At 65.4% G+C, this 24454-nt stretch carries 22 protein-coding genes; 13 read left to right on the forward strand and 9 right to left on the reverse strand.

What is annotated here, in order from left to right; all coding sequences use genetic code 11:
* The first annotated feature begins 1 nt into the window (after position 1).
* The 4 genes from pdxA to ABRP17_RS05705 are packed head-to-tail and all read left to right on the forward strand — an operon-like array spanning position 2 to position 3232.
* A complete protein-coding gene (pdxA, locus tag ABRP17_RS05690) occupies positions 2–982 on the forward strand; it encodes a 4-hydroxythreonine-4-phosphate dehydrogenase PdxA (RefSeq protein WP_349986136.1) in 981 nt (326 codons plus the stop codon).
* Positions 979–1791, forward strand: coding sequence for a 16S rRNA (adenine(1518)-N(6)/adenine(1519)-N(6))-dimethyltransferase RsmA (rsmA, locus tag ABRP17_RS05695; RefSeq protein ID WP_192094200.1), 813 nt, complete (start codon positions 979–981; stop codon positions 1789–1791). The genes pdxA and rsmA overlap by 4 nt, the downstream gene beginning before the upstream one ends.
* A gap of 13 nt (positions 1792–1804) precedes the next feature.
* The gene (gene apaG, locus ABRP17_RS05700; protein ID WP_188325030.1) at positions 1805–2185 is read left to right on the forward strand and encodes a Co2+/Mg2+ efflux protein ApaG; all 381 of its coding nucleotides are present in this window, start codon (positions 1805–1807) and stop codon (positions 2183–2185) included.
* Positions 2186–2200: 15 nt separating this feature from the next.
* Positions 2201–3232, forward strand: a complete 1032-nt coding sequence (locus ABRP17_RS05705) for a symmetrical bis(5'-nucleosyl)-tetraphosphatase (RefSeq protein WP_192080823.1) — start codon at positions 2201–2203, stop codon at positions 3230–3232.
* A gap of 64 nt (positions 3233–3296) precedes the next feature.
* On the opposite strand, the gene ABRP17_RS05710 is transcribed toward ABRP17_RS05705, so the two are convergent.
* A complete protein-coding gene (locus ABRP17_RS05710) occupies positions 3297–5399 on the reverse strand; it encodes a prolyl oligopeptidase family serine peptidase (RefSeq protein WP_349986137.1) in 2103 nt (700 codons plus the stop codon).
* 69 nt (positions 5400–5468) lie between these two features.
* Entirely contained in the window at positions 5469–5750 is a 282-nt protein-coding gene (locus ABRP17_RS05715; protein WP_349986138.1) for a hypothetical protein, read from the reverse strand.
* Positions 5751–5966: 216 nt separating this feature from the next.
* Between ABRP17_RS05715 and ABRP17_RS05720 the strand changes: the two genes are divergently transcribed.
* Both ABRP17_RS05720 and ABRP17_RS05725 read left to right on the forward strand, forming a co-directional pair.
* Complete coding sequence (locus ABRP17_RS05720; RefSeq protein ID WP_372486913.1) at positions 5967–6515, forward strand: lipocalin family protein; 549 nt, start codon at positions 5967–5969, stop codon at positions 6513–6515.
* A 541-nt stretch (positions 6516–7056) separates the two neighbouring features.
* Positions 7057–8997: a hypothetical protein gene (locus tag ABRP17_RS05725; protein ID WP_349986139.1), complete on the forward strand. Its 1941-nt coding sequence runs from the start codon at positions 7057–7059 to the stop codon at positions 8995–8997.
* 68 nt (positions 8998–9065) lie between these two features.
* Here ABRP17_RS05725 and ABRP17_RS05730 read toward each other — a convergent pair whose 3' ends face one another.
* Together ABRP17_RS05730 and ABRP17_RS05735 are read right to left on the reverse strand one after the other, a co-directional pair.
* Positions 9066–9755 (reverse strand): methionine ABC transporter permease, encoded by a 690-nt coding sequence (locus ABRP17_RS05730; RefSeq protein WP_349986140.1) that lies wholly within the window; start codon positions 9753–9755, stop codon positions 9066–9068.
* Complete coding sequence (locus ABRP17_RS05735; protein WP_349986141.1) at positions 9752–10759, reverse strand: methionine ABC transporter ATP-binding protein; 1008 nt, start codon at positions 10757–10759, stop codon at positions 9752–9754. Before ABRP17_RS05735 ends, ABRP17_RS05730 begins: the two co-directional genes overlap by 4 nt.
* An 81-nt stretch (positions 10760–10840) precedes the next feature.
* Here ABRP17_RS05735 and ABRP17_RS05740 point away from each other — a divergent pair, with 81 nt between their 5' ends.
* On the forward strand, positions 10841–12565 hold the full coding sequence (locus tag ABRP17_RS05740) for a hypothetical protein (RefSeq protein ID WP_372486914.1): 1725 nt from the start codon (positions 10841–10843) through the stop codon (positions 12563–12565).
* A 59-nt stretch (positions 12566–12624) separates the two neighbouring features.
* On the opposite strand, the gene ABRP17_RS05745 is transcribed toward ABRP17_RS05740, so the two are convergent.
* On the reverse strand, positions 12625–13521 hold the full coding sequence (locus tag ABRP17_RS05745; RefSeq protein ID WP_188325039.1) for a DMT family transporter: 897 nt from the start codon (positions 13519–13521) through the stop codon (positions 12625–12627).
* Between the two features lie 77 nt (positions 13522–13598).
* On the opposite strand from ABRP17_RS05745, the gene ABRP17_RS05750 reads away from it, so the two are divergent.
* The 4 genes from ABRP17_RS05750 to ABRP17_RS05765 all read left to right on the forward strand — a co-directional run bounded on the left by ABRP17_RS05750 (position 13599) and on the right by ABRP17_RS05765 (position 16350).
* Positions 13599–14081, forward strand: a complete 483-nt coding sequence (locus ABRP17_RS05750; RefSeq protein ID WP_188325040.1) for a YajQ family cyclic di-GMP-binding protein — start codon at positions 13599–13601, stop codon at positions 14079–14081.
* A 129-nt stretch (positions 14082–14210) separates the two neighbouring features.
* The gene (locus ABRP17_RS05755) at positions 14211–14792 is read left to right on the forward strand and encodes a DUF1415 domain-containing protein (protein WP_188325041.1); all 582 of its coding nucleotides are present in this window, start codon (positions 14211–14213) and stop codon (positions 14790–14792) included.
* Positions 14789–15592, forward strand: a complete 804-nt coding sequence (locus ABRP17_RS05760; RefSeq protein WP_188325042.1) for an SDR family oxidoreductase — start codon at positions 14789–14791, stop codon at positions 15590–15592. The genes ABRP17_RS05755 and ABRP17_RS05760 overlap by 4 nt, the downstream gene beginning before the upstream one ends.
* Before the next feature lie 11 nt (positions 15593–15603).
* Positions 15604–16350 (forward strand): ankyrin repeat domain-containing protein, encoded by a 747-nt coding sequence (locus ABRP17_RS05765; protein ID WP_349986143.1) that lies wholly within the window; start codon positions 15604–15606, stop codon positions 16348–16350.
* Between the two features lie 16 nt (positions 16351–16366).
* On the opposite strand, the gene ABRP17_RS05770 is transcribed toward ABRP17_RS05765, so the two are convergent.
* Entirely contained in the window at positions 16367–18397 is a 2031-nt protein-coding gene (locus ABRP17_RS05770) for a M3 family metallopeptidase (RefSeq protein ID WP_349986145.1), read from the reverse strand.
* 132 nt (positions 18398–18529) lie between these two features.
* Positions 18530–19633: a PLP-dependent cysteine synthase family protein gene (locus ABRP17_RS05775; protein ID WP_349986146.1), complete on the reverse strand. Its 1104-nt coding sequence runs from the start codon at positions 19631–19633 to the stop codon at positions 18530–18532.
* Positions 19634–19757: 124 nt separating this feature from the next.
* On the opposite strand from ABRP17_RS05775, the gene gloA reads away from it, so the two are divergent.
* Positions 19758–20276 (forward strand): lactoylglutathione lyase, encoded by a 519-nt coding sequence (gloA, locus tag ABRP17_RS05780; protein WP_349986147.1) that lies wholly within the window; start codon positions 19758–19760, stop codon positions 20274–20276.
* Between the two features lie 92 nt (positions 20277–20368).
* Here the strand turns inward: gloA and ABRP17_RS05785 are convergent, their stop codons facing one another.
* Positions 20369–20800, reverse strand: coding sequence for a CBS domain-containing protein (locus tag ABRP17_RS05785; protein WP_188325048.1), 432 nt, complete (start codon positions 20798–20800; stop codon positions 20369–20371).
* 507 nt (positions 20801–21307) lie between these two features.
* On the opposite strand from ABRP17_RS05785, the gene ABRP17_RS05790 reads away from it, so the two are divergent.
* Positions 21308–22429 carry an NADH:flavin oxidoreductase/NADH oxidase gene (locus ABRP17_RS05790; protein ID WP_349986563.1) on the forward strand — a complete coding sequence of 374 codons (1122 nt, stop codon included), beginning with the start codon at positions 21308–21310 and terminating at the stop codon, positions 22427–22429.
* An 84-nt stretch (positions 22430–22513) separates the two neighbouring features.
* Here ABRP17_RS05790 and glmS read toward each other — a convergent pair whose 3' ends face one another.
* Positions 22514–24352 (reverse strand): glutamine--fructose-6-phosphate transaminase (isomerizing), encoded by a 1839-nt coding sequence (gene glmS, locus ABRP17_RS05795; RefSeq protein ID WP_192080810.1) that lies wholly within the window; start codon positions 24350–24352, stop codon positions 22514–22516.
* Positions 24353–24454 lie beyond the last annotated feature (102 nt).

The raw sequence follows: 24454 nt of genomic DNA on the forward strand, positions 1-24454 counted from the left end.
CATGCTCCCCGAGCTCGCTCTGGTACCGGGCGAGCCCGCCGGGATCGGGCCGGAGCTCTGCATCCGTCTGATCCAGCAGCCGCGCACTGATTGCCGGCTGCTGGCGTTTGCCGACCCCGTCACCCTGCGTGCCGCGGCAACCGCCCTGTCCCTTCCGTTGCAGCTGCTGCCTGAAGAGGCGCACGCCTGCCGGCCCGGTGACCTGCGACTTCGCGCGATCCCCAACGCCACGACCAGTCAGTTCGGCATGGCCGACCCCCGCAATGCATCGGCGGTGATCGACGCCCTGCTGGGCGCGGGCCAGGCCTGCCTTGACGGCAGCCTGGAGGGCGTAGTGACCGGCCCGGTGCACAAGGCCGTGATCAACGAGGGCGGTATCGCCTACAGCGGCACGACCGAACTGCTGGCCGACCAGGCCGGCGTACGCGTGGTGATGATGCTGGCCAACCCCATCGTCCGGGTGGCCCTTGCCACGACCCACCTGCCCCTGCGCGCGGTCGCCGATGCGATCACCGCCGACACCCTCGAACATGCCCTGCGCACGCTGCACGCTGCCTTGCTGCTCGAGTTCGGCATCGCACGGCCGCGCATTGCCGTGCTGGGGCTGAACCCGCATGCGGGCGAAGACGGGCATCTGGGCCGGGAAGAGCTGGACCTGATGATTCCGCTGCTGCAGCGCCTGCGCGGCGAAGGCATGGAACTGATCGGACCGCTTCCGGCAGACACAGCCTTCCTTCCGGCCAAGCTGGCCGGGTTCGACAGCGTCCTGGCGATGTATCACGACCAGGGGCTGCCGGTGCTCAAATATTCCGGGTTCGAGCAGGCCGTGAACCTGACCCTTGGACTGCCCTACCCCCGTGTCGCGGTCGACCATGGCACGGCGCTGGACCTGGCCGGTCGCGGCATCGCCGACCCCTCCAGCCTGCAGGCGGCCACCACCCTGTGTGCGCAGCTCGCCCGGCAACGTAGACTTACGACATGAATCCGCATTCCCCCACTGGCCCGGCGTTCACCGCCCCGGCCAAGAAGCAGCTTGGCCAGCACTTCCTGGCCGACCGTCACTACATCGACAGCATCGTGCGCGCGGTCAATCCCAAGGACGGCGATCGTCTGGTGGAGATCGGGCCCGGCCAGGGTGCGATCACCCTGCCGCTGCTGCGCCAGCATCCAAAGCTGACCGTCATCGAGTTCGACCGCGATCTGATCGCACCGCTCACCGCCGCCGCCGAACCGCTGGGCGAGTTGACCATCATCCAGAGCGACGTGCTGCGGGTGGACTTCACCGCGCTCGCGCAGGCCGAAGGGGGCAGTGGGCAGATCCGCCTGGTGGGCAACCTGCCGTACAACATTTCCTCGCCGATCCTGTTCCATGCGCTGGACCATGCCGGCGTGGTGCGCGACATGCACTTCATGCTGCAGAAGGAAGTGGTCGACCGCATGGCCGCCGGCCCGGGCAGCAAGGTGTTCGGGCGCTTGAGCGTGATGCTGCAGGCGTACTGCGAAGTCACCTCGCTGTTCGACGTGCCGCCGGGCGCGTTCCGCCCGCCACCGAAGGTGGACTCGGCCGTGGTGCGGCTGGTGCCACGTGATCCGGCCACGATCGGCATCAACGACCGCAAGCGCTTCGCCGAGGTGGTCAAGGCCGCGTTCGGCCAGCGCCGCAAGACGCTGCGCAACGCCCTCAACAACGTGGTCACGGCCGAGCAGTTCATTGCGGCCGGCGTTCGCCCCGATGCCCGCGCCGAACAGCTGGAGGTGGCGGAATTCGTCGCCTTGGCCAATGCAAGCTGATTACACTGCCACGATGCACGACGAACCCTATGCAATGGACGTGGAAGTGGCCCCCCGCTTCCTCGATGACCAGTCCGCCCCCGAAGATGGACGCTTCGCGTTCGCCTATACCATCCGCATCCACAATCGCGGCGGCATCGCCGTGCGTCTGGTGGCACGCCACTGGCGCATCACCGATGCCAATGGCCACGTCGAACACGTGGACGGCGATGGCGTAGTCGGTGAGCAGCCCCGGCTGCGGCCGGGTGAAGACTTCCGTTACACCTCAGGTGTCATGCTCGGTACGGAGCACGGCACGATGCAGGGGCACTACGACATGGTGGCCGACGATGGCACCGAGTTCGCCGCCGACATCGCGCCCTTCGTATTGACCATTCCCCGAACCCTGCACTGACACGGAGGCCAGGCCATGAGTGTGTGGGCTATCGGCGACCTGCAGGGTTGCTACGACGTCACCCAGCGACTGCTGGAGAAGATCAACTTCGATCCATCGCAGGACACCCTGTGGTTCGCCGGTGACCTGGTGAACCGGGGCGGCCAGTCACTGGAAACGCTGCGCCTGGTGCATTCCCTGCGCGAACACAGCGTCGTGGTGCTGGGCAACCACGACCTGTCGCTGCTGGCCGTTGGCGCGCGTTCCGAAGAGGAACAGCGCAAGGTCAACCCGGACCTGCTGCGCGTGGTCACCGCCGAAGACCGCGACGTGCTGCTGGAATGGCTGCGCATGCAGAAACTGGTGCATACCGACCGCGAGCTGGGCTGGATGATGGTGCACGCCGGCCTCGCGCCGAAGTGGACCACGCAGATGGCGGAGAAGCATGCGCGCGAGGTGGAGCAGCAGCTGCACGGCAACGGCTATCGCAAACTGCTGCGCAACATGTATGGCGACAAGCCGATCTGGGCACCCAACCTGGCCGGCTATGATCGCTCCCGCGCGATCATCAACTTCTTTACCCGCATGCGGTACTGCACACCGCGGGCACGCATCGGCATCGAAGACAAAGGCACGCCCGGCACCCAGGAGCAGGGGCTGTACCCCTGGTTCGAAGTACCCGGACGGGTGGAGCGCGACCTCAAGGTCGTCTGTGGTCACTGGTCCGCGTTAGGCCTTACCATCACCCAGGGCGTGCACGCCATCGATACCGGCGCGGTCTGGGGCGGCAAGTTGACCGCGCTCCAGCTGGATACCGACGAACTGCGCGTGGTGCAGGTGCCGGGCCGCGACGTGCCCGCGCCCGTAGCCGGCGCACGGCCACCGCGTGCGCCCAAGCCCAAGCCGAGGCCGCCGTTGCAGGCACGTCAGGAGCCGCAGGAAGGCGAAGCCGCCGCGCAGGGGCAGCCCGTCGCCGGTGAGACCCGCACGCGGGGACCCCGCCGGCGTCGCGGCCGCGGCCGCGGCAATGGCGGCGGTGGCGCCGCCAGCCCTCCTCCGTCGGAGTGATCGCACTTGCAACAACGCCGCCTTTCGGCGGCGTTGTTGTTTCAGTCAGTGCCCCAGCAAGGGATCATTTGCCGCCCAGTCGCTCCCACAGGAAGCTGTAAGCCAGCGCCTGCATGTGCGCGGCCTGCGCGTTGTTCGCTGCGCCGCCATGACCGCCTTCGATGTTCTCGTAGTAGGTCACGTCCTTGCCCGCATCGATCATCTTCGCCGCCATCTTGCGCGCGTGGCCCGGATGCACGCGGTCATCGCGCGTGGAGGTGGTGAACAACACCGGCGGGTACGTCTTCTTCGCATCGAACAGGTGATACGGCGAGAACGTCTTGATGTACTCCCAGTCGGCCGTGTCCGGATTGCCGTATTCGGCCATCCACGAGGCGCCCGCCAGCAGGTGGCTGTAGCGCTTCATGTCCAGCAGCGGCACCTGCACCACCACCGCACCGAACAGCTCCGGGTACTGGGTCAGCATGTTGCCGGTCAGCAGACCGCCGTTGCTGCCACCCTGCACGCCCAGGTGCGGTGCCGACGTGATCTTGCGGCTGACCAGGTCCTGCGCCACCGCGGCCATGTCTTCGTAAGCCTTGTGACGGTTCTGCTTCAGCGCCGCCTGATGCCAGCGCGGACCGTACTCACCACCACCACGGATGTTGGCGACCACGTACACGCCGCCCTTTTCCAGCCACGCCCGCCCCATGCCACCGGAGTAGTTCGGGGTCAGCGAGATCTCGAAACCACCGTAGCCGTACAGCAGGGTCGGATTCGAGCCGTCGAGCTTCATGTCCTTGGCGTGCACCACGAAGTACGGCACGCGGGTGCCGTCCTTGCTGGTGGCGAAGTGCTGTTCGATCACCTTGCCTTCGGCATTGAAGAAGGCCGGCATCGTCTTCAGGACCTCCGGCTTCTGACCGATCTCGGCCAGCGCCAGCGTGGTCGGTGTCAGGTAGTCGGTGGCGGTCACCCACACCGCATCGCTGTCGTTGCTGTCCACTGCACCCACGCCCAGCGTGCCGAAGGTCGGCGCGCCGACGAACGGGCTGGTCTTCCAGCCACCGGTGCCCGGCGTCAGCACGCTCAGGCGGTTCTTGACGTCGTCCAGCACGTTCAGCACCACGTGGTTCTTCGTCCACACCGCACCGGCCAGCGAGGTGGTGTCGGTCGGCTCGAACAGCACGTCGAAGTCACGCTTGCCAGCCAGGAAGCCATCCAGGCGGGTGGCCAGCAGCGAGCCCGCCGCATAGGTCCTGCCCCCCACCGTCCACGGCTCGCGCAGCTCCAGGCTCAGCCACTGCTTGTGCAGACCCTTTTCAGCCGAGTTCGGCGCATCGATCTTGGTCAGCATGCCATCGTCGCCCCGCAGGTACAGCTCGTTGTTGTAGAAGGCGAGCGTGCGGCTGACCAGGTTACGCTCGAAGCCGGGCGTATCGTCATGGAGGGCCGCGATGTACATGTCATCCGGCTTGCCCTCGTACACCACCTGCGCAGCGGACAGCGGCGTACCGCGCTTCCACAACTTCGCCACTCGCGGATAGCCGGAGCTGGTCATCGAACCATCGCCGAAATCGGTGTAGACGAACACGTTGTCGCGGTCGATCCAGCCCAGCCCGCCCTTGGATTCCGGGCGGAAGAAGCCGTCCTTGATCCAGCTGCGGTTACCCAGGTCGAACTCGCGGGTGACATCGGCATCGGCACCGCCGCGCGACAGCGCGATCAGGCAGCGGTTGTACTCAGGACGCAGGCATTCGACGCCATGCCACACCCAGTTTTCGCCCTCGGCCTTGTTCAGCGCGTCCAGGTCGAGCACGGTTTCCCACTTCGGCGACGCCTTGCGGTACTCGGCCAGGGTGGTACGGCGCCACAGGCCCCGCTCGTGCTGGGCGTCCTTCCAGAAGTTGTAGTAGTAGTCGCCGATCTTTTCCACGCCGGGGATCTTGGCGTCCGAATCGAGTACTTCGCGGATGCTGGCTTCCATCTGCCGGAAGGCGGGGGTCTGCGCAAGGCGCCCTTCGGATTTCGCGTTCTGTTCCTTCACCCAGGCCAGCGGCTTGTCGCCGGCGACGTCTTCCAGCCAGGCGTAGCGGTCGTCGGAAGCCGGTTCAGCGGCCATGGCGGTCCCCGCCGAGGCGGTGGTCATCATGCCGGCCAGCAGGCAGGCGGAAGCGAGTCGTGACATTGCGGTTCCAGACAGTCATAAGCTGCAGAACGCTAGCACAGCGTCGCGCCACCGCTCCTGTGTCGAAGGTCAGGCCACCCGCGGCTGGCGGTGACCACGTCGCCGGGCCTGCGGGCGATGGCGCGACGTCCAACGGGGCAGCGGGAAGCGCAGCAGCGCCCACCACGCGGTCAGCGGCATGGCCAGCAGCCAGAGCGGCAGCCAACCCAGCCACGCGCTGCTGCTGCGCGCTGCGGGACAGGCGACCACCAGCGCCAGACCGGCCAGAGCCACATGCCTGACGCAGCGCAGCAGGCGGGGATCGACCGCTTCGGCCTTCCGGCGGGCGGGAGCGGGATTCATCTTCGACATGGCGTTCTCCGGCATAGGGTGGTGTCCAGGCGCCGACTGTGCCCGTGTCGTTTCTCACTGGCTGCGACATCCATCGGTCAGACACCATTGACGAATCCCTCGCGCGCATTCGACCATGCTTGCGCAAGCCCTCTTGGAGCCCGCTGCCTCATGCCGTCGATCCGCCCGCTTTGTATCGTCCTGCTCACCACCCTGATCGTCGGGCCGGGTTGTGCCATGTTCCGTTCGAGCGCGTCCAGCGCCCCGGAGCCCACTGAAACCGTTGACGCCAGCGCGTTGGGAGCGCCGATCAACCTGAAGCGCTTCATGGGCACCTGGTATGTGATCGGGCGCGTGCCCAATTTCATCGAGCGCGGGCATGTGGCCAGCGTCAATGAGTACACCCTGCGCGAGCCGCAGAAGATAGGCATCACCTACCGCTACCGCGATGGCTTCGGCGAACCCGTGCAGGAGATCCAGGCGCGGGCCTCTGTCGATGAAGACAGCGGCAACCACAACTGGCGCACCTGGTTCTATCGCGTGGTCCCCACGCATTCGCGGGTGCTGGAAGTCGCGCCGGACTACTCCTGGGCGCTGGTCGGGTATCCGGGCCGCGAAATGGCGTGGATCTTCGCGCGCAAGCCGGAAATGGAAAACGCCCTGTACAAGCAGTTGGCCGAGCGCCTGCGCGACGAATACGGGGTGAACACCGACAAGCTCAAGCGCGTGCCGCAGCAGCGCAGCCAGGTCGACCGTCTGGGTTACGAGGTCCCCAACAAGCGCTGACCGCCCCGGCAGGATCCACGGTAGAGCCGACGGTAGAGCCGACTTCAGTAGGCTTCCCTGCACCAGGCCCGAGGTAGAGCGGACTTCAGTCGGCTGCCCTGCACCAAGCACGAGGTAGAGCCGACCTCAGTCGGCTGCCCTGCACCAGCCCGAGGTAGAGCCGACTTCAGTCGGCTGCCCCGCACCAGGCGCGAGGTATAGCCGACTTCAGTCGGCTGCCCTGCGTTGACACCAGCCGACTGAAGTCGGCTCTACCCGAGCGCTACCCGGACTGGCGCTGGCATGTGCAACGGGCGCAAGTGCGCCTTCCCTAAAGACGTCGATCCGGCCGGGATTCAGCGAGGTACCCACCAGCGCCAAGATCGGCGGAATCGGCACGATCACGAGAAAGAAGAAGGGCACCCGGCAACGCTGAGCGTTGCGAGCGCGATGCCCTCCGCACTGCCGCGGCGAAGCATAGGAATACTACTCCGCTGTCGCAATAAGTGCCGCCGTGCGCGACACCATTAGACGCAGAACGCGAGGATCCGACTGTCGAGCGGTGACGCTGCCCGACAAAACTCTTCTCTTGGAGACCATCGTGAAGCATCTACTACTCGCCGCTGCAATCGTCGCTGTCCTTTCCACGAACTCCGTCCATGCGACGGAGCCCGTCGCTGCCCACCACGGTCTGCTTGACCTGGCGCAGTTACAGGTCCTGCTGGGCCTGGAGAATCCGCACCCGACCGCGGGCTCCAGCACGGACCAATCGATCGTCTGGTTCACCGACGGCGCATTGGCCGACGCCAACCGCCGTGCCACGGCAGTGGACGCCTACCGACGCGGCCGCTCGGTCGCTGTGCTGCGGCAGGATAAGGACGCCGCAGTGGATACCGTGCTGCAAGGTATCTTTGGCCTCTCATCTTCGGCCGCACTGACGATCTACGTGCGAGATCCAGACGGTTCTCCCCACCTGCATACGGTGGCCGAGCTCCCGGAGTCGATTGGCGAACGTCAGCAGCTTGCACGCACCCTCATCGAAGGCATCCACACCGCGTCCAGAGCGCTGCGCGGACCTGGGCAGTCGACGCCGGCTACGTCCACCGACGACGCAGAACTCGTCGCCCTGCCCATCATGGTCTTCACCGAAACACAGTACGCGTCATCGGGTAATGGCGCCTTCGTCACAGTGCGCGGTGAGGTCGTGCGTAGTAGCAGCCGCACCTACGATACCCTTGTAATGAGCGCAAAATCGACCCACAACCTGAAGCCCCATGACAACGGGAAGTCCGGCTCAAGCCTCGTCGTTCCAGGCAAGTACGAATACTTTCTCCGCCTGTTCACCCCGGACAGCAGCGGGACGCTGCCCAAGCTCAGTGAATCACGGCCGGCCAGCTCACCATCAACCGACCTGAACATCAGCGAGTCGCACACCACCACGACCAGTTACGGTTTCGGACTGAAGCCTGAGGTGAGCGCAGGCTTGGGCAAAGAGGGTCCCTCCGTGGGGGCGAAAGCGGCCTTCAGCTTTGACTTTTCGCGCTCTTACAGCACGACCAATGCATTGTCCTTCACGGTAAAGGACTACTCGATCGGCGCCAATGCGGTGCAGACTCCAGCCCAGACCTCGCGCGTCTACTGGCAGATGCCATTGGCCTCAGCGATCGCCTCCAAGGCGGATTACTTCGGCAGGTCGCCGAGTGAAAGCAAAATGACGCCGTCAATGCGGCAGGTGACCGCCGAGGGGAGCGCCGTCTGGTTCATCCCCGGCACGTACACCGGCACGATGAGCCTGTCCGCCGGCGGAAAAATCGACAACCTTGGGTTCGACGGCCATGCCATAGATCACAAGCCCGATCCATACCATCAGCCCACTGCCTCGGTGAGCATACGTGCGGACTCGCCTTACCTCACACGCGAAGTGACCGTCTTCATCCAGTCCAAAGCGGGCAATGGCGGCTGCCTGCGTGATGAACACGGCGTTGTGGTCCTGCGCCAGTGTCCGGATGTTGCGCAGAGCAACTGGATCGAAGACCTGCATGCACAGTGGCAGCTGGATACCCTTGGCCGCTACTTCAATCGGGGCTCGCGCAAGTGCATGCGTATCCTCACCTCGGGCTCGGCGCCCGGCGGAACCGGGGAGATCGTGACGCAGCCCTGTTCGGTCAACCTCGACCAGCAATGGGAATGGCAGACCGACCGCATCTATACCAAGCACGGGGATGGTCAAACGGAATGGCGCATGTTCGTCGGGCCAGGCGACATCGTCGGCGTGCGCACGACCGGCAAGCCGGAGTACCAGCCCATTCCATTCAACTCCTACCATGCATTGCTCAAGCCGTGGTCAAGTTACCCAAGAGCGCCGGGGAGCGCCGACTTCATCCCGAAATTGGGCGACATCGGTGCCAATCAGCCGATATCAGACGAAACGAAACGCCTGGGCCCGCCGTTGGTACAAGAACGATGGGACCTGGTCGTGCTGCGCCAGTCATTGCACCGCTGAACGCAGGCTCCACTTCTGCAGTCGCAAGCGGCCTGAAGATGTCCGCCGGGACACGCTGGCACGCAGGCTTACCTGCGGCTGTAATGGGCGACCAACCGGTCGCCCACCATCTGCAGCAACTGCACCAGCACCAGCAGCAGCACCACGGTGACCAGCGCCACATCGGTGTGCGAGCGCTGGTAGCCGTCGCGGAAGGCCAGGTCACCCAAGCCACCGGAGCCGATCGCACCGCCCATCGCAGTAAAGCCGATCAGCGCCACGGTGGTCACCGTTGCCCCGGCGATCAGGCCTGGGCGGGCTTCCGGCAGCAGTACGCGCGTCACCAGCTGCCAGGTCGTCGCCCCCATCGCCTGGGTCGCTTCGATGACGCCACGATCCACCTCACGCAGCGCGGTTTCCACCAAGCGCGCGTAGAACGGGGCCGCGCCGATCACCAGTGGCACGATCGCGCCGCGCACGCCGAGCGAGGTGCCCATCAGCGCCAGCGTGACCGGGATCAGCACGATCATCAGGATGATGAAGGGCACCGACCGCAGCAGATTCACCACCAGTGCCAGGCCACCATAGGCAAAGGGGCGCCGGCGCATCCGGGGCGCGCCAAACAGATACAACAGCACCCCCAACGGCAGGCCGATGACCAACGTCAGCGGCAACGAACCCGCCAGCATCAGCAGCGTATCCAGCGTGGCCTGGCCGATGTCGGCCCACTTGCCCGCATCGAGATGGCGGAAGAACCCGCCGTTGCTTGCGATGATCATCGACGCAGTTCCTCCACGTGCACGCCCGCCGCACTGAATGCTTGTTGCGCAGCCGCTTGGTCACCGCCGACCAGCGATACGATCAGCTGGCCATACGGGGTGTCCTTGATGCGGTCGATGCGACCGGACAGGATGTTGTAGTCCACCCCCGTCTGCCGGGCGACACTGCCCAGCAGGGGCTGGTAGGTGTCCCCGCCAAGAAAGGTCAGCCGCACGATGGTGCCGCCCACGGTATCGAAATCACGGTGCAGGATGCCCTCGTCCACGTGCTCGGATTCGCTGACGAACCGACGCGTCGTCGCGTGCTGCGGATGCAGGAACACGTCGGTGACTGGACCGGTCTCCACCATGTGCCCCGCATCCAGCACCGCCACCCGGTCACAGACGCGGCGGATCACATCCATCTCGTGGGTGATCAGCACGATGGTCAGGCCGAGCTCGCGATTGATCTTCGCCAGCAATGCCAGCACCGAGGCCGTGGTCTGTGGATCCAGCGCGCTGGTGGCCTCGTCGCACAACAGGATCTGGGGCCGGGTGGACAACGCACGGGCGATACCAACACGCTGCTTCTGTCCGCCGGACAGCTGCGCGGGATACTTGTCGGCGTGATCCTGCAAGCCCACGGTCTGCAGCAGCTCGGCGACGCGCGCATCGATTTCCGCGCGAGGCGTGCCGGCCAGTTCCAAGGGAAAGGCGACATTGCCGGTCACGGTGCGTGAGGACAGCAGGTTGAAGTGCTGGAAGATCATGCCGACGCGCCGCCGCAGCGTGCGCAGCCCCTGCGCATCCAGCGCGGTGACGTCCTCGCCGTCGATCAGCAGGCGCCCACCGGAAGGCTCTTCCAGGCGGTTGATCAAACGGATCAAGGTCGACTTGCCGGCACCGGAGTGGCCGATGATGCCGAACACCTCGCCTGCCTGGATGGTCAGGTCCAGCGGCTGCAGCGCACTGACGGCGCGGCCGGCCACGGCATAGGATTTGTGCAGGCGCTGGAACTCGATCACGGGGTCGACTCACCAAGGGGGCGAACAGGGGGCGTGCAGCCTATCAGCACGGGCGCAGCAGCGCCCGTACCGGCAGATCGAATGATATTCCGTCTGCTTCTAAGCAGCCGTGATCGACCGTCGTTTACGGCGCTGCCGGGTGCGTCAACGGCCGGTGGCGACCCGCCCGCAATGCAGATATGCGTTGGACGTCGCTCGCCGGTCGTTGCGGAAATCGATCACCGCCATGGTGCTGCCGCAACCCGCTCCCGCAGAGTGAGCGCCCCTTCAAGTCCCGCAAAGAGTGCTCCGATGATGAGCGTTGCCCCCAACTCCCCGGCGTCACCGATCCGTGAGCGTTCGGTGCGCCCCGTCCTGCTGCCGACGCACCCTCACAGCGGTGTCCGGCTGCTCAATGGGGCCCTGCCGGCAGGCAACCGCGACGACGCCGGGGCCATCGCGCCCCCCTCGACCCGCCCACCCACTGCATGCCAAGTGATGGACCGCTATCCGCACGCAGCGGAGCTGTTTCTGGCCGGACTGGCGCGTGATAGTGGGCCTGACAGCCCACCTTCCACGCTGATCAACCTACTCATTGCGCACGCCGAGCTCATTAGGCAGGTGGACGAGCGGCTCGGCACCCTCGGTGCCGCCGGGTTGGCAATGCTGCAGGGTCGGCTGCTCCAGGCCCCTTCCTATCAGGCCACGCAGGACGTCTTCGCCGGCTTTCTGACGCGTCACGACCAGCGTTCGTTTGATCGCAGCGTATGCCGGGCCGACGCGCGCGCCCTTGGCGGCGAAGATACGAAGCCGGAGGGCCTGCCGACGCTGCCGGATGCCGCGCCCGCTCCCCTCCGCAGCAACATGCTTCGTCTGGGATCACCGTTGGCGGTGGCCACCGGCCTGCTGATGGCCAGCCGGGTCGCACCGGCGGCCGCTGTACCGGAGGAGGCCGGCCTGATGGCCGTGCAGGCAGCCTCGTCGGCGTCAGGGTCGGCCATGGCCTGCGGGCGGCCGGCGCTGGCCATGATCGGCGGTGCGCTCGCCCTGTCCGGTACCGCCTTGCTCGCGGCCACCACGCAGTGGCGGATGGCACCGGAGGGAGATGAACCCCTTCCCCCCATGCAGCCGCGCGTCGCCGACCCGCAAGCGGTCGCGGCTACCCTGGACTATCTGGAAAGCCATCAACGCGCAGACGGCGAGCCGCTGCTGGACAGTCTGCTGTGGCATGGCCTGGGGGACGACCACGCCACGTCGACTGCCTCCGAAGCCATCAGTGCGGTGGAGAGCGCCCCGCTGGCCACTTTGGTCGGTGCCCGTCTCTATCCCGGTCCGTGGCTGGGTGCGCTGGCCGAACTGGAACTGGGCGGCGCGCAGCAACCCGGGCCTGTCCCGACAGCGCTACGAAGCATCCGGCAGGAGCGCAGCGTGTCCGGACCACAGCATCCGATGCGCCCGCGCAGCCGACGTGTCGGCCCCCTGATCGACCAGTGCGGGACGATCCGCCCATTGCAGCAAGCGCTGCCCCATGTGGAAAACGCGTTGGCATCCGTTGCCCGGCCCGACGACATCGCCGTACTGCGCGACCGCCCATTACGCGCGCTGGGCAGATGCCTTGCTGAAGTGCGCAAAAACCTCAACACCATGCAATCGCGACTGCAAGCGCTCAGGCAGACCATTGCCCAGCGCGATCCAACACCCACGGGCATCGATATCCCGCGTATCGCGGCACTTGACCGGCTGATCAAGCGGGTCGAACGACTGTCGACGATGACGGTCGCCACGCTGCACATGGTCAACCAACGGATCCTCGCGGCGATGGGCTGATCCCGCTGATCGGTTGGGTTGGCCCGATCCACCCCGCTCACGCTGCCTGCGTGGCCGCCTCAGGGGTGGTCCAGCGGCATCGGCGGGGCCTGCCGGTTCACCCGCTCCCGGTGCAGCAGGTAAAGCCCGGAGGCAACAATGATCGCCGCCCCACTCCACGTCCATGCGTCAGGTAACTGCTGCCAGAACAGCAGATCCCAGCCGATCACCCAGACCAGCCCGGTGTACTCCAGCGGGGCGATCATCGATGCCTCGCCCAGCTGGAATGCCCGGGTCAGGGCGATCTGCCCGAGCGCCCCTGCCAGCCCCATCCCCGCCACCAGCGGCGCATCGGCCAGGCGCATCGGCACCCAGTCCGACCAGGCCAGCAAACCGGCACCGAGGGCCATGATGACCAGAAACCACACCACCATGGACTGGGACGTATCGGTACGGGTCAACAGGCTGACGGTGATCGCGGCAATGGCGTAGGCCGTCGCAGCGACCAGCACCATCAGGCCCGGGATGGAGATGAATCCGTCCACGCCCGGCCGCAGCACCACCACGACACCCAGCAGGCCGATGCCGATGGCCACCCACCGCCGCGGGCCCACCCGCTCGCCCAGCAGCGGCACCGACAAGGCGGCGATGATCAGAGGCGCGACGAAGTAGATGCTGTAAGCGGTGGAAAGCGGCAGATCGCGCAGGGCGAACACGAAGCACCCGATCATTACCATGCCCAGCACGCCGCGCAGCAGGTGCAGGCCCCAGCGGCGCGGGATCAGCGAACGCGGGCCGGCGCTGGCCAGCACCCAGACCAGCACGAAAGGCAGCGAGGCGGCACCGCGCAGGAAGGTCACCTGCAGCGACGGATAGCCGGTGGAGAGCTGCTTCATGCCAGCGTCCATCAGTGAGAAACAGGCGACCGCGCCGATCATCCAGGCCACGGCACGCGAAGGAGAGCGTTGCAGGTTCATCGCCCATTATCGCGCCTGTTCCGGCAGGCTTCCAAGGCCGGTAGGTAGAATGGGGGGACTGACTACAGGAGCACCCCATGCCTTCATTCGACGTTGTTTCCGAAGTTGACACACACGAGCTGACCAATGCGGTGGACCAGGCCAACCGCGAGCTGACCACCCGATTCGACTTCAAGGGCGTGGATGCCAAGTACATCCTGGAAGACGAGGTGATCTCGCAGTCCGCTCCCAGCGATTTCCAGCTGCAGCAGATGACCGACATCCTGCGTGCCCGCCTGTCAGCCCGCAAAATCGACACAAAGAGCCTGGAGTTCGGCGACGTGGAAACCAACGTGGCCGGTGCACGGCAGAAAATCACCGTCAAGCAGGGCATCGAACAGAAGATCGCCAAGAAGATCGCTGCCACGCTCAAGGAAGCCAAGCTGAAAGTGGAAAGCCAGATCAACGGCGACAAGCTGCGCGTGACCGGCAAGAAGCGCGACGATCTGCAGGATGCGATGGCCCTGCTGAAGAAGACCGACTTCGACCTGCCCCTGCAGTTCGACAACTTCCGCGACTGACGCATAAAAAAGGGGACGGAGGGGATTAAGTCGCTTTCGACCAACAACGCTGGCCGAAAACGACTTAATCCCCTCCGTCCCCTTTTTTTCCGCAACAATGACGTCTCCCGCCAGCTTGTCGAGCCCGCCATGACCGAGTACGCGTTTCCGGCCGAAGGCCAGCCTTCCGAAGATCCCATCGCGGCCACGCGGCTGTGGCTGGAACGGATCGTGATCGGTCTGAACCTGTGCCCGTTTGCCAAGGCGGTGTACGTGAAGGAGCAGGTCCGCTACGTGCTCAGTGATGCGACCACGCCTGAGGCGCTGGTGGAGCAGTTGGCCGAAGAACTGGTGCTGCTGCGCGATGCCTCGCCGGAGCAGATCGACACCACGCTGATCATCCACCCGGACGTGCTGACCGACTTCCTGGACTACAACGATTTCCTCGACAACGCCGACGCAGCGATCGAAGCGCTCGACCTGCAGGGCATCCTGCAGGTGGCCAGCTTCCATCCGCAGTACCAGTTCGAGGGCGTTGCCGCCGACGATGCCAGCAACTACACCAACCGCGCGCCCTACCCCATCCTGCACCTGCTGCGCGAAGACAGCGTGGCGCGCGCGGTCGATGCCTTCCCCGATCCGGACGTGATCGTGGAGCGCAACATCCAGACACTGGATCGGATCGGCGTGCAGGGCTGGTGGCGGCGCCTGCGCGGCGAAGACCTGTCGTGAGCATCGTGCCCGCCGTTGCGCCGTGGCCGACCGCCCCGCTCGCGGGCAAGGTGGTGTTGGTCACCGGCGGCGCCAATGGCATCGGCCGCGGGATCGCCCAAGCGGTACTCGGTGCCGGGGGTCAGGTGATGATCGGGGACCTGGATGTGGACGCCGGCAAGGCGTGTCTGGCGGAATGGAATCGCCCCGCCGACGCCGCGTTCCGCAAGCTGGACATCACCAGCGAATCGAGCGTGCGCGGCTTCATCGAAGCGGCGCTGAAGCGTTTCGGACGGATCGATGGCCTGGTCAACAACGCCGGTATCGCCAGCGCGCACGGCACGCCGCTGGCCGACATGACGTGGAGCGAATGGCAGCAGCGTCTGTCCTCGCTGCACGGCGCGTTCCTGTGCAGCAGACACGCGCTGCCCGCCTTGGCAGCCGATGGCGGTGGCGCCATCCTCAACATCGCCTCTACCCGTGCGCAGCAGTCCGAACCGCACAGCGAAGCCTACGCCGCGGCAAAGGGCGGGCTGCTGGCCTTCACCCACGCCCTGGCGATCAGTGCAGGGCCGGCCGTGCGGGTCAACAGCATCAGCCCTGGCTGGATCAGCACGGGCGCCTGGCAGGCGCCCGCGCGGCGACGCACGGCCAAGCTCTCCAAGGCCGACCACGCGCAGCACGCGGTGGGCCGCGTCGGCCAACCGGAAGACATCGGTGCCCTTGCCGTCTACCTGCTTTCAGACATGGCCGGGTTCATCACCGGACAGGACCATATCGTCGATGGCGGCATGACCCGCAAAATGATCTACGTCGACTGAAGACGGTCGGTGTGCGTTTTCTTGAAAGCCGCCAGCTCTGGTCGGTTGCACCATATGCTTCGGCGCAGACCGCCGCCGCTCAGAGCATCATCTTCATGCCTCACACGATCAACTCATTCGTCGCCCGCATGCCAACGCCCGCGTTGCAGCAACCCGATAAAAGTGCGGCCGGTGCCACACCAGCACCGTCAGTGGATACCGCCATGCCGGTCCCTGCCCAGATCAGCAACGCCGCTCCGCAGCCCATGTCCGAGAAGGCTGCATCCGCCTGGAACACCGCCAACTTCAAGATGGCCAGCGGAATGCGCTTGTCTGCTGAAGACATGGACGCCCTGCCGTGCAACTTCAACACAGCATTCCCAGTGCCGGCGCCGTGCGACCTGATGTTCATCGCGGTGGCCTACGGTCAGGTGGAGCACGTGGAACAGATGCTGCGCGACGGCGCCTCTGCGACGGCACCCAATAGCGAGGATTTGAGCCCAGTGGTCGCGGCAGCAACCCTCGCCGACCCAGCCATGCTGAAGGCCATGATTGCAGCCGGTGTCGACATCAATGCCGCCCAACCACGAAACGGCGCCACTGCGCTGATCGCAGCGGCGGAAGCCTCGCATGCGGACAATGTCGCACTGCTCCTCAACGCCGGTGCAGACCCGCTTGTCGCCACCAGCAACGGCAGCACCGCACTGAGCGTCAGCACCAGTCCCGCGATCCGCCTGATGTTGGAGATGGCCGGAAAGCTACAGGCAGGCAACGGCTGACAAGCCCACCTTGGACTCACGCCATGCCTGAATGCCGCAGCAGCGCATCGATACTCGGCGCGCGGCCACGGAACGCGTGGAAGTTCTCCGCCGCACTGCGGCTGCCGCCGCGACCCAGCACTTCGTCGCGGAAACGTGCGCCAGTCGCCGCCAAGGCGTCTGGCGCCTCTTCGAACGCCGCATACGCATCGGCACTCAGCACTTCGGCCCATTTGTAACTGTAGTAGCCGGCCGCATAACCACCGGCGAAGATATGGCTGAACTGATGCGGGAAGCGATTCCACGCGGGCGGATGGTTCACCGCGACTTCCGCGCGCACGCGATCGAGCAGGCTCAGCACCGTGTCCTGTGCAGGTGCGAACTGGCTGTGCAGCAGCATGTCGAACAGGCCGAATTCCAGCTGCCGCACCGTGGTCATACCGCTCTGGAAATTGCGCGCCGCCAGCATCTTTTCATACAGCGCGCGCGGTAACGGCTCAGCGCTGTCCACGTGCGCGGTCATGGCCTGCAGGTGTGACCATTCCCAGCAGAAGTTCTCCATGAACTGACTCGGCAGCTCGACCGCGTCCCACTCCACGCCGTTGATGCCAGCTACGCCCAGCTCGCCGATGCGGGTCAGCAGCTGGTGCAGGCCATGGCCCATTTCGTGGAACAGCGTGGTGACCTCGTTGTGGCTGAAGGTAGCCGGCTTGCCGGCCGTACCACGGCCGAAGTTGCACACCAGGTAGACCAGCGGGGTCTGCACGCTGCCATCGGCACGCACGCGGCGGTTGCGGCAATCATCCATCCACGCGCCCCCGCGCTTGCCTTCGCGGGCGTACAGATCAAGGTAGAACTGTCCGACCAGGGCACCCTGCGCATCCAGCAGCCGATAGAACCGCACATCCGCCTGCCAGACCGGCGCGACGTCCGCTTCCACGCGCAGGCCGTACAGTTGTTCGATCACCGCGAACAGGCCAGCCAACACCTTCGGTTCGGTGAAGTACTGTTTTACCTCCTGCTCGGCATAGCTGTAGCGTGCCTGCTTCAGCTTGTCGGCAGCGTACGCAAGGTCCCAGGCCTGCAGGGAGTCGATGCCCAGCTCTTCACGGGCAAAACGCTCCAGCTCGGCACGATCCTTGGCCGCATGCGGCTTCGCACGCGCCGCGAGGTCACGCAGGAATCCCAGTACATCGGCGGGCGCCTGCGCCATCTTGGTGGCGATGGAGTAATCGGCATAGGAGTCGAACCCCAGCAGCGCCGCCAGCTCGGTGCGCAGAGCGAGAATGCGCTCGATGTTTGCACTGTTGTCCCACCCCGCATCGCCGAATTCGGAGGCGCGCTGCGCACTGGCGCGGTACAGCGTTTCGCGAAGCGTACGGTCGTCGGCGTAGGTCTGCACCGGCAGGTAACACGGCATCTGCAGGGTCAGCTTCCAACCGGCGAGGCCCTCTTTCTCTGCCGCTGCACGCGCGGCCGCACGTACATCGTCCGGCAACCCGGCCAATCGCGCAGCATCTTCAACGTGCAGCGACCACGCATCGGTGGCATCGAGGACATTCTGCGAGAACCTGGCCGACAGCGAAGACAGTTCTTCCTTGATCGCGCTGAAGCGCTGCTGCGATGGCGCATCCAGTTCAGCCCCGCCCAGCCGGAAGTCTCGCAGTGCGTTGTCCAGCACCTTGCGCTGCGCTTCATCGAGACCCTGCGCCACTGCCGGCACGGCCAACGCCTGATACTGCTGGAACAGCTTGAGGTTCTGGCCGAGTGCACTGCCGAAGCGCGTCACCCGTGGCAGGTTCTCGTTGTAGGCTTCGCGCAGCGCCGGCGTGTTCATCACCGCCTGCAGGTGTCCCACCTGGCCCCAGGCACGCCAGAGTTTCTCGGTGGCATCGTCCAGCGGCACCACGAACGACGCCCAGGTCACCGGATGCACGTTCTCTGCCGCGGTGACGGCGGCCTCCGCCTCGGCCAGCAGCACGTCCAGCGCCGGACCGACGTGTTCCGGGCGGATGGCGTCGAAACGGGGCAGGCCGGAAAGATCGAGCAATGGGTTGGTGGTGGTCATCAACGACTCCAGGTACGGGCGCCACGCAGCGTGGCATCCCCTCCCATATGGCATCGCCGTGGGCCGATGGCAAGAGCACGGCGAGCGCCGCCGGCATTCTGCCGACGGGCTGGGTGCTACAGGCCTTCGCCGCTATTCCAGGTGACTGACCGGCAGCACCGGCAGCGATCCACCGGCCATGACGCCTTCCAGCACGGCATCTGCACCCACCACGTCGATACCCATGCGCTCGTACCACGCCCGATCGTAGTAGCTGTGCGCGTAGCGCTCGCCACTGTCGCAGAGGATGGTGACGATGCTGCCGCCGCGCCCCGCACCGCGCATCCACTGCGCGGCCTGCAGTACGCCGATGAAATTGGTGCCCGTGGACCCGCCGACACGGCGTCCCAGGCTGCGGCTGACCTGACGCATCGCCGCCAGCGCCAGGGCATCGGGCACTTTGACCATCGCATCCACGCTGGTCGGAATGAAACTGGGCTCTACCCGTGGTCGGCCAATGCCTTCCACCCGGGAGCCGCCCTCGCAGGTCAGGTGCTTCCACGGCTCACCCGACAGCGCGGCGCGGTAACCGTCGTAGAACACGGACACTTCCGGATCGGCGCAGAGGATGCGCGTGTCGTGCCGACGGTAGCTGACGTAGCGACCCAGCGTGGCCGCGGTGCCGCCGGTGCCCGGGCTGCAGACGATCCATTCCGGGATGGGATGCGGCTCTTCGGCCATCTGCTTGAAGATGGATTCGGCAATGTTGTTGTTGGCGCGCCAGTCGGTGGCGCGCTCGGCGAACGTGAACTGGTCCATGAAGTGCCCACCGGTCTCGCGCGCCAGCTGCTCCGACGCGGCATTCAGGCCGCAGGCGCTCTGCACCAGATGGCAGCGGCCACCGTGGAACTCGATCGCCGCGATCTTTTCCGGCGAGGTGGTGGCCGGCATGACCGCAATGAACGGCAACCCCAGCAAGCGCGCGAAGTACGCTTCGGATACCGCGGTGGAGCCACTGGACGCCTCGATCACCGGTCGGCCCTCGCGCAGCCAGCCATTGGTCAACGCGTACAGGAACAGCGAGCGCGCTAGCCGATGCTTCAAGCTGCCTGTGGGATGGCTGGACTCGTCCTTGAAATAGACATCGATGCCGGGAAAACCGGGCAGATCCATCGGGATCAGATGCGTATCGGCCGAACGATTGAAATCGGCCTCGATCTTGCGGATGGCGGCTGCCACCCATTCACGCTGCGACATGGCGGGGTCTGATGTCCGTAGTGGAGCGGTGCGGAACCGACATTCTACGCCGGGCCGTCGTCATCCGCCCGCCGGTAGAATGGGCGTTTCGGCCCTGACCGGCCCGTCTTGATAAGGAGTCCCCATGACCCTCACTACCCTGCGCACTGTTCCCGGCGTCGCCGCCCAGTCTCCGGCAGAAACAGCCGGCTTCGTCTTCAACCACACGATGCTGCGGGTGAAGGACGCCACGGCATCGTTGGATTTCTATACCCGTGTACTGGGCTACCAACTGCTCGACAAGCGCGACTTCGCCGAAGCGCAGTTCAGCCTATACTTCCTGGCCCTGCTGCCCGCCGGCACGGCGGTTCCGGAAAACGACGCGGCCCGCCGCCTGTGGATGGCTGGCCTGTCCGGCGTACTGGAGCTGACCCATAACCACGGTACCGAGACCCAATCCGGCCCGGTCTACCACGATGGCAACAGCGACCCACGTGGCTTCGGTCACATCTGCGTATCAGTGCCGGACATCCAGGCGGCCTGCCAGCGCTTCGACGACCTGCAGGTGCCCTACCAGAAGCGTCTGGAAGATGGCCGCATGAAGCACCTGGCGTTCATCAAGGACCCTGACGGCTACTGGGTCGAAATCATCTCCAACGCCTGACCCCGAAAAAGGGGACGGAGGGGATTAAGTCGTTTCTGGCATAGCGGTGCCAGAAACGACTTAATCCCCTCCGTCCCCTTTTTTTGTTGGCGTCAGTGCGCCGCCAGGTAGATGTCCTGCAGTACGGCTTTCTCGAGCTCCAGCTCACCCAGCAGATTCTTGACGATGTCACCCAGGCTGAGGATGCCTACCAGCGTCGTGCCATCAGTGACCATCAGGTGGCGACGACGCGAGTACGTCATCAGCGACATGGCCTGCTTCAGGGTCGCTTCGGGGGCGATGCCTTCCAGGCCGGTGGAGGGCACGCTCGAGATCACCCGGCGGCCGGCCTGCGGACCATCATCGGCAACGCAGCGCACGATGTCCTTCTCGGAAATGATGCCGACCGGTACACCGTCCTTCATCACCACCAGGGCAGCGATCTTGTTCGCACTCATCTTGTGCGCGGCTGCACCGATGGTGTCTTCCATATCGATGGTGATGACCGTTTCTTTCTTGGATTGCAGTAGCTCGCGAACGTTCATTCTTGTTTCCTGTTGCAGTTCACTGATTCAAAAAATGGGCTCTGCCGGTGCGCCCCCACCGCGGGACCGGACCTTGCAGCGCACGTCTGGTGCAACGCGAACGAGGCAGGTTCAACGACGCGACCCACACCCCGGCCAGCTCGATTCTACGACTGCGACCATCGGTCACTATCGGCTTGGATAGGACGGTATGTCGTGGAGACTTGCCAACAATCCAGAGAATGGCACCGCGGATGAAACCGCCGCTGAATATCGGCGGTGACGTGCACTCAAGATTGGTCGTCCGCTGCCGCCATGCGGACAGAACGGTGCTGTTCTGTCCCAGTTCGCGCGCAGTGGACCGCGTGACGCGTCTGGCTCGACGCGGCTGATGCCTGCACCGATGACATGCAGCGTCCTGCCTCCGCCTGCTGCAGCGCCATGGATTACACCTCCGCCGGCCCCCATTGTCTGGGCAGCGCACGGTACGTGATGCCGTTGCTCCCCCTCCTCCCCCGGATTTTTTCCATGTCCCGACTGTTCTCTCCGTTCCAGCTGAAAGGCGTGACCCTGCGCAATCGCATCGCGGTACCGCCGATGTGCCAGTACTCCGCCGTCGATGGCGTGCCCAACGCATGGCACTTGGCGCATTACACGGGGTTGGCCCGTGGCGGCGCCGGCCTGGTCATCGTGGAAGCGACCGGCGTGTCCGCAGAAGGTCGCATCACCCCCGGCTGCCTTGGCCTGTGGAATGACGCCCAAGCTGACGCACTGGCCCCGATCGCCGCCGCCATCGCCGAGACCGGCGCGGTACCGGGCATCCAGATCGGCCATGCCGGACGCAAGGCCAGCGCCAACCTGCCCTGGGAAGGTGACGACCATATGGCCGAAGACGATGCGCGCGGCTGGCCGACCCTGGCGCCGTCGGCAACCGCTTTCGGTGGCGGCCTGTCCAAGCTGCCGCAGGAAATGACCCTGGACGACATCAAGCGCGTGCAGGCGGACTTCGTATCGGCCGCCGAACGGGCACGCGATGCGGGCTTCAAATGGCTGGAACTGCATTTCGCGCACGGCTACCTGGCGCAGAGTTTCTTCTCCGCCTACAGCAACCAGCGCGATGACCAGTACGGTGGCAACTTCGACAACCGGGCCCGCTTCCTGCTGGAAACGGTCGCTGCCGTACGCGCGGTGTGGCCGGCCGATCTGCCGCTGACCGCACGCCTGGGCGTCATCGAGTATGACTGCCGCGATGAAGAGACCGTCGCTGAATCCATCGAACTGGTACGGCAGATGCGCGAACGCGGGCTGGACCTGCTGAACGTCAGCATCAACTTCGTCATCCCGACCGGCGTGGTGCCGTGGGGCACGCCGTCCTTCCTGGCGCCGATTGCCCAACGCGTGCGCGATGAAGCCGGCATCCCAGTGGCCGTAGGCTGGTGCGTGGATGGCGCCGAAGCGGCCGAAGACATCGTGCAGAAGCAGCAGAGCGACCTGGTGATGATCGGTCGCGCGCACCTGGCCAACCCGCACTACCCGTACCAGCTGGCGCAGGAGCTGGGCGTCGACAACCCCGCCTGGACCACCCTGCCCGCCCCGTACGCCCATTGGCTGGCGCGCTACCGCGGCCCAGGCCGCGCCTCGGCCCAGTAAGCGAACGACAAAAAGGGGACGGAGGGGATTAAGTCGTTTTGGGCCTAGAGGCCGAAAACGACTTAATCCCCTCCGTCCCCTTTTTTATTCGACGGTCACGCTCTTGGCCAGGTTGCGCGGCTTGTCCACGTCGGTGCCGCGGGCCAGGGCGGTGTGGTAGGCCAGCAGCTGCACCGGGATCGTGTGCACGATCGGGCTGAGCACGCCGGCATGGCGCGGCGTGCGGATCACGTGCACGCCTTCGGATTCGACGAAATTGCTGTCCTGGTCGGCGAACACGAACAGCTCACCGCCGCGCGCACGCACTTCCTGCATGTTGGATTTGACCTTCTCCAGCAGGCTGTCGTTGGGTGCGATCACCACCACCGGCATGTCTTCGTCCACCAGTGCCAACGGACCGTGCTTGAGCTCGCCGGCCGGGTAGGCCTCGGCGTGGATGTACGTGATTTCCTTCAGCTTGAGCGCGCCTTCCAGCGCGATCGGGTAATGCAACCCACGGCCCAGGAACAGCGCACTGCTCTTGCGCGCGAAGCGTTCGGCCCATGCAGCGATCTGCGGCTCCATGTTCAGCGCATGCTGCACGCTGCCGGGCAGGAAGCGCAGCTGCTCGAGATACTCCGATTCCTGCGCCGCATCCACGCGACCCTGCAGCTTGCCCAGCACTACGGTCAGCTGGAACAGCGCTGCCAGCTGGGTCGTAAACGCTTTGGTCGACGCCACGCCGATTTCCGCACCGGCGCGGGTGTAGCAGACCAGTTCGCTGGCGCGCGGGATCGCGCTTTCCGGGACATTGCAGATCGACAGCGTATGCAGGTGGCCAAGCGACTTGGCGTACTTCAACGCTTCCATCGTATCCAGCGTTTCGCCGGACTGCGAAATCGTCACGATCAGGTGCTTGGGATTGGCATACGCCGCGCGGTAGCGGTACTCGCTGGCAATCTCCACGCTGCACGGCAGGCCGGAGATGGATTCGATCCAGTAGCGCGCGGTCAGGCCGGCGTAATAGCTGGTGCCACATGCCAGGATCTGCACGCCGGTGATGCCCGACAGCACCGCCTGCGCGTTCTTTCCGAACAGTTCCACCGGGAAGCCACCGGCGTCGATCGCCGCTTCGATGGTGTCACCCAGCGCGCGCGGTTGCTCGTGGATTTCCTTCTGCATGAAGTGACGGTACGGGCCGAGTTCCAGCGAGGCCAGCGACACATCAGACAGGTGGACATCGCGCTGCACGGGGGCATCGTCGTGGCCATACACCTGCACGCCGTCGCGTCGTACGTCGGCGGTGTCGCCCTCTTCCAGGAAGATCACCCGCCGCGTGGACGAGATGATCGCCGACACGTCCGAGGCCACGAAGTTCTCGCCGTCGCCGATGCCGACCAGCAGGGGGCAGCCCATGCGTGCGCAGACGAAGTGATCGGGCTCGGCACGGCTCATCACTGCCAGCGCATAGGCACCGGTCAGTTCCTTCACCGTGCGCTGCAGCGCGGACAGCAGGCTGTCGCCGCCCTTCAGGTGGTGGTGCATCAGGTGGGCGATGACTTCGGTATCGGTCTGCGACTCGAATACATAGCCGAGCGCACGCAGCTTTTCACGCTGCTCTTCGTGGTTTTCGATGATGCCGTTGTGCACCAGCGCCACGCCCTCGCTGATATGTGGATGTGCATTGGCTTCGGTCACGCCGCCGTGGGTGGCCCAACGGGTATGGCCGATGCCCAGCACGCTGCTGAAGCCCTCTGCATCGGCAGCGGTGGCCATCTCCGAAACGCGACCGGTCCGGCGCACGCGGCGGATATCCGGCTGCTCACCCTGCTGCAGCACCGCGATGCCGGATGAATCGTAGCCGCGGTATTCCAGTCGCTTCAGTCCTTCGATGAGGACAGGCACCACATCGCGACCCGCAATCGCACCCACGATCCCGCACATAGACACACATCCTTTGGTGTTGAGCTCCGCATTCTAGCGTGGCTCTCCCTGCGCCTCTGTGTGTCCGCTTAACGAAAGTGTCCGGCCCGGTGTCCGCGGACA

Source organism: Stenotrophomonas sp. WHRI 8082, assembly GCF_040223995.2.
Taxonomy (GTDB): domain Bacteria; phylum Pseudomonadota; class Gammaproteobacteria; order Xanthomonadales; family Xanthomonadaceae; genus Stenotrophomonas.

Coding starts and splice junctions, on each gene's coding strand:
- rsmA (WP_192094200.1), top strand. CDS start 979: ATGAATCCGCATTCCCCCACTGGCCCGGCGTTCACCGCCCCGGCCAAG.
- ABRP17_RS05745 (WP_188325039.1), bottom strand. CDS start 13,521: ATGAACCTGCAACGCTCTCCTTCGCGTGCCGTGGCCTGGATGATCGGC.
- ABRP17_RS05755 (WP_188325041.1), top strand. CDS start 14,211: ATGACCGAGTACGCGTTTCCGGCCGAAGGCCAGCCTTCCGAAGATCCC.
- ABRP17_RS05775 (WP_349986146.1), bottom strand. CDS start 19,633: ATGTCGCAGCGTGAATGGGTGGCAGCCGCCATCCGCAAGATCGAGGCC.
- glmS (WP_192080810.1), bottom strand. CDS start 24,352: ATGTGCGGGATCGTGGGTGCGATTGCGGGTCGCGATGTGGTGCCTGTC.
- ABRP17_RS05720 (WP_372486913.1), top strand. CDS start 5,967: ATGTTCCGTTCGAGCGCGTCCAGCGCCCCGGAGCCCACTGAAACCGTT.
- ABRP17_RS05715 (WP_349986138.1), bottom strand. CDS start 5,750: ATGTCGAAGATGAATCCCGCTCCCGCCCGCCGGAAGGCCGAAGCGGTC.
- ABRP17_RS05750 (WP_188325040.1), top strand. CDS start 13,599: ATGCCTTCATTCGACGTTGTTTCCGAAGTTGACACACACGAGCTGACC.
- ABRP17_RS05785 (WP_188325048.1), bottom strand. CDS start 20,800: ATGAACGTTCGCGAGCTACTGCAATCCAAGAAAGAAACGGTCATCACC.
- ABRP17_RS05770 (WP_349986145.1), bottom strand. CDS start 18,397: ATGACCACCACCAACCCATTGCTCGATCTTTCCGGCCTGCCCCGTTTC.
- apaG (WP_188325030.1), top strand. CDS start 1,805: ATGCACGACGAACCCTATGCAATGGACGTGGAAGTGGCCCCCCGCTTC.
- pdxA (WP_349986136.1), top strand. CDS start 2: ATGCTCCCCGAGCTCGCTCTGGTACCGGGCGAGCCCGCCGGGATCGGG.
- ABRP17_RS05740 (WP_372486914.1), top strand. CDS start 10,841: ATGATATTCCGTCTGCTTCTAAGCAGCCGTGATCGACCGTCGTTTACG.
- ABRP17_RS05790 (WP_349986563.1), top strand. CDS start 21,308: ATGTCCCGACTGTTCTCTCCGTTCCAGCTGAAAGGCGTGACCCTGCGC.
- ABRP17_RS05705 (WP_192080823.1), top strand. CDS start 2,201: ATGAGTGTGTGGGCTATCGGCGACCTGCAGGGTTGCTACGACGTCACC.
- ABRP17_RS05730 (WP_349986140.1), bottom strand. CDS start 9,755: ATGATCATCGCAAGCAACGGCGGGTTCTTCCGCCATCTCGATGCGGGC.
- gloA (WP_349986147.1), top strand. CDS start 19,758: ATGACCCTCACTACCCTGCGCACTGTTCCCGGCGTCGCCGCCCAGTCT.
- ABRP17_RS05710 (WP_349986137.1), bottom strand. CDS start 5,399: ATGTCACGACTCGCTTCCGCCTGCCTGCTGGCCGGCATGATGACCACC.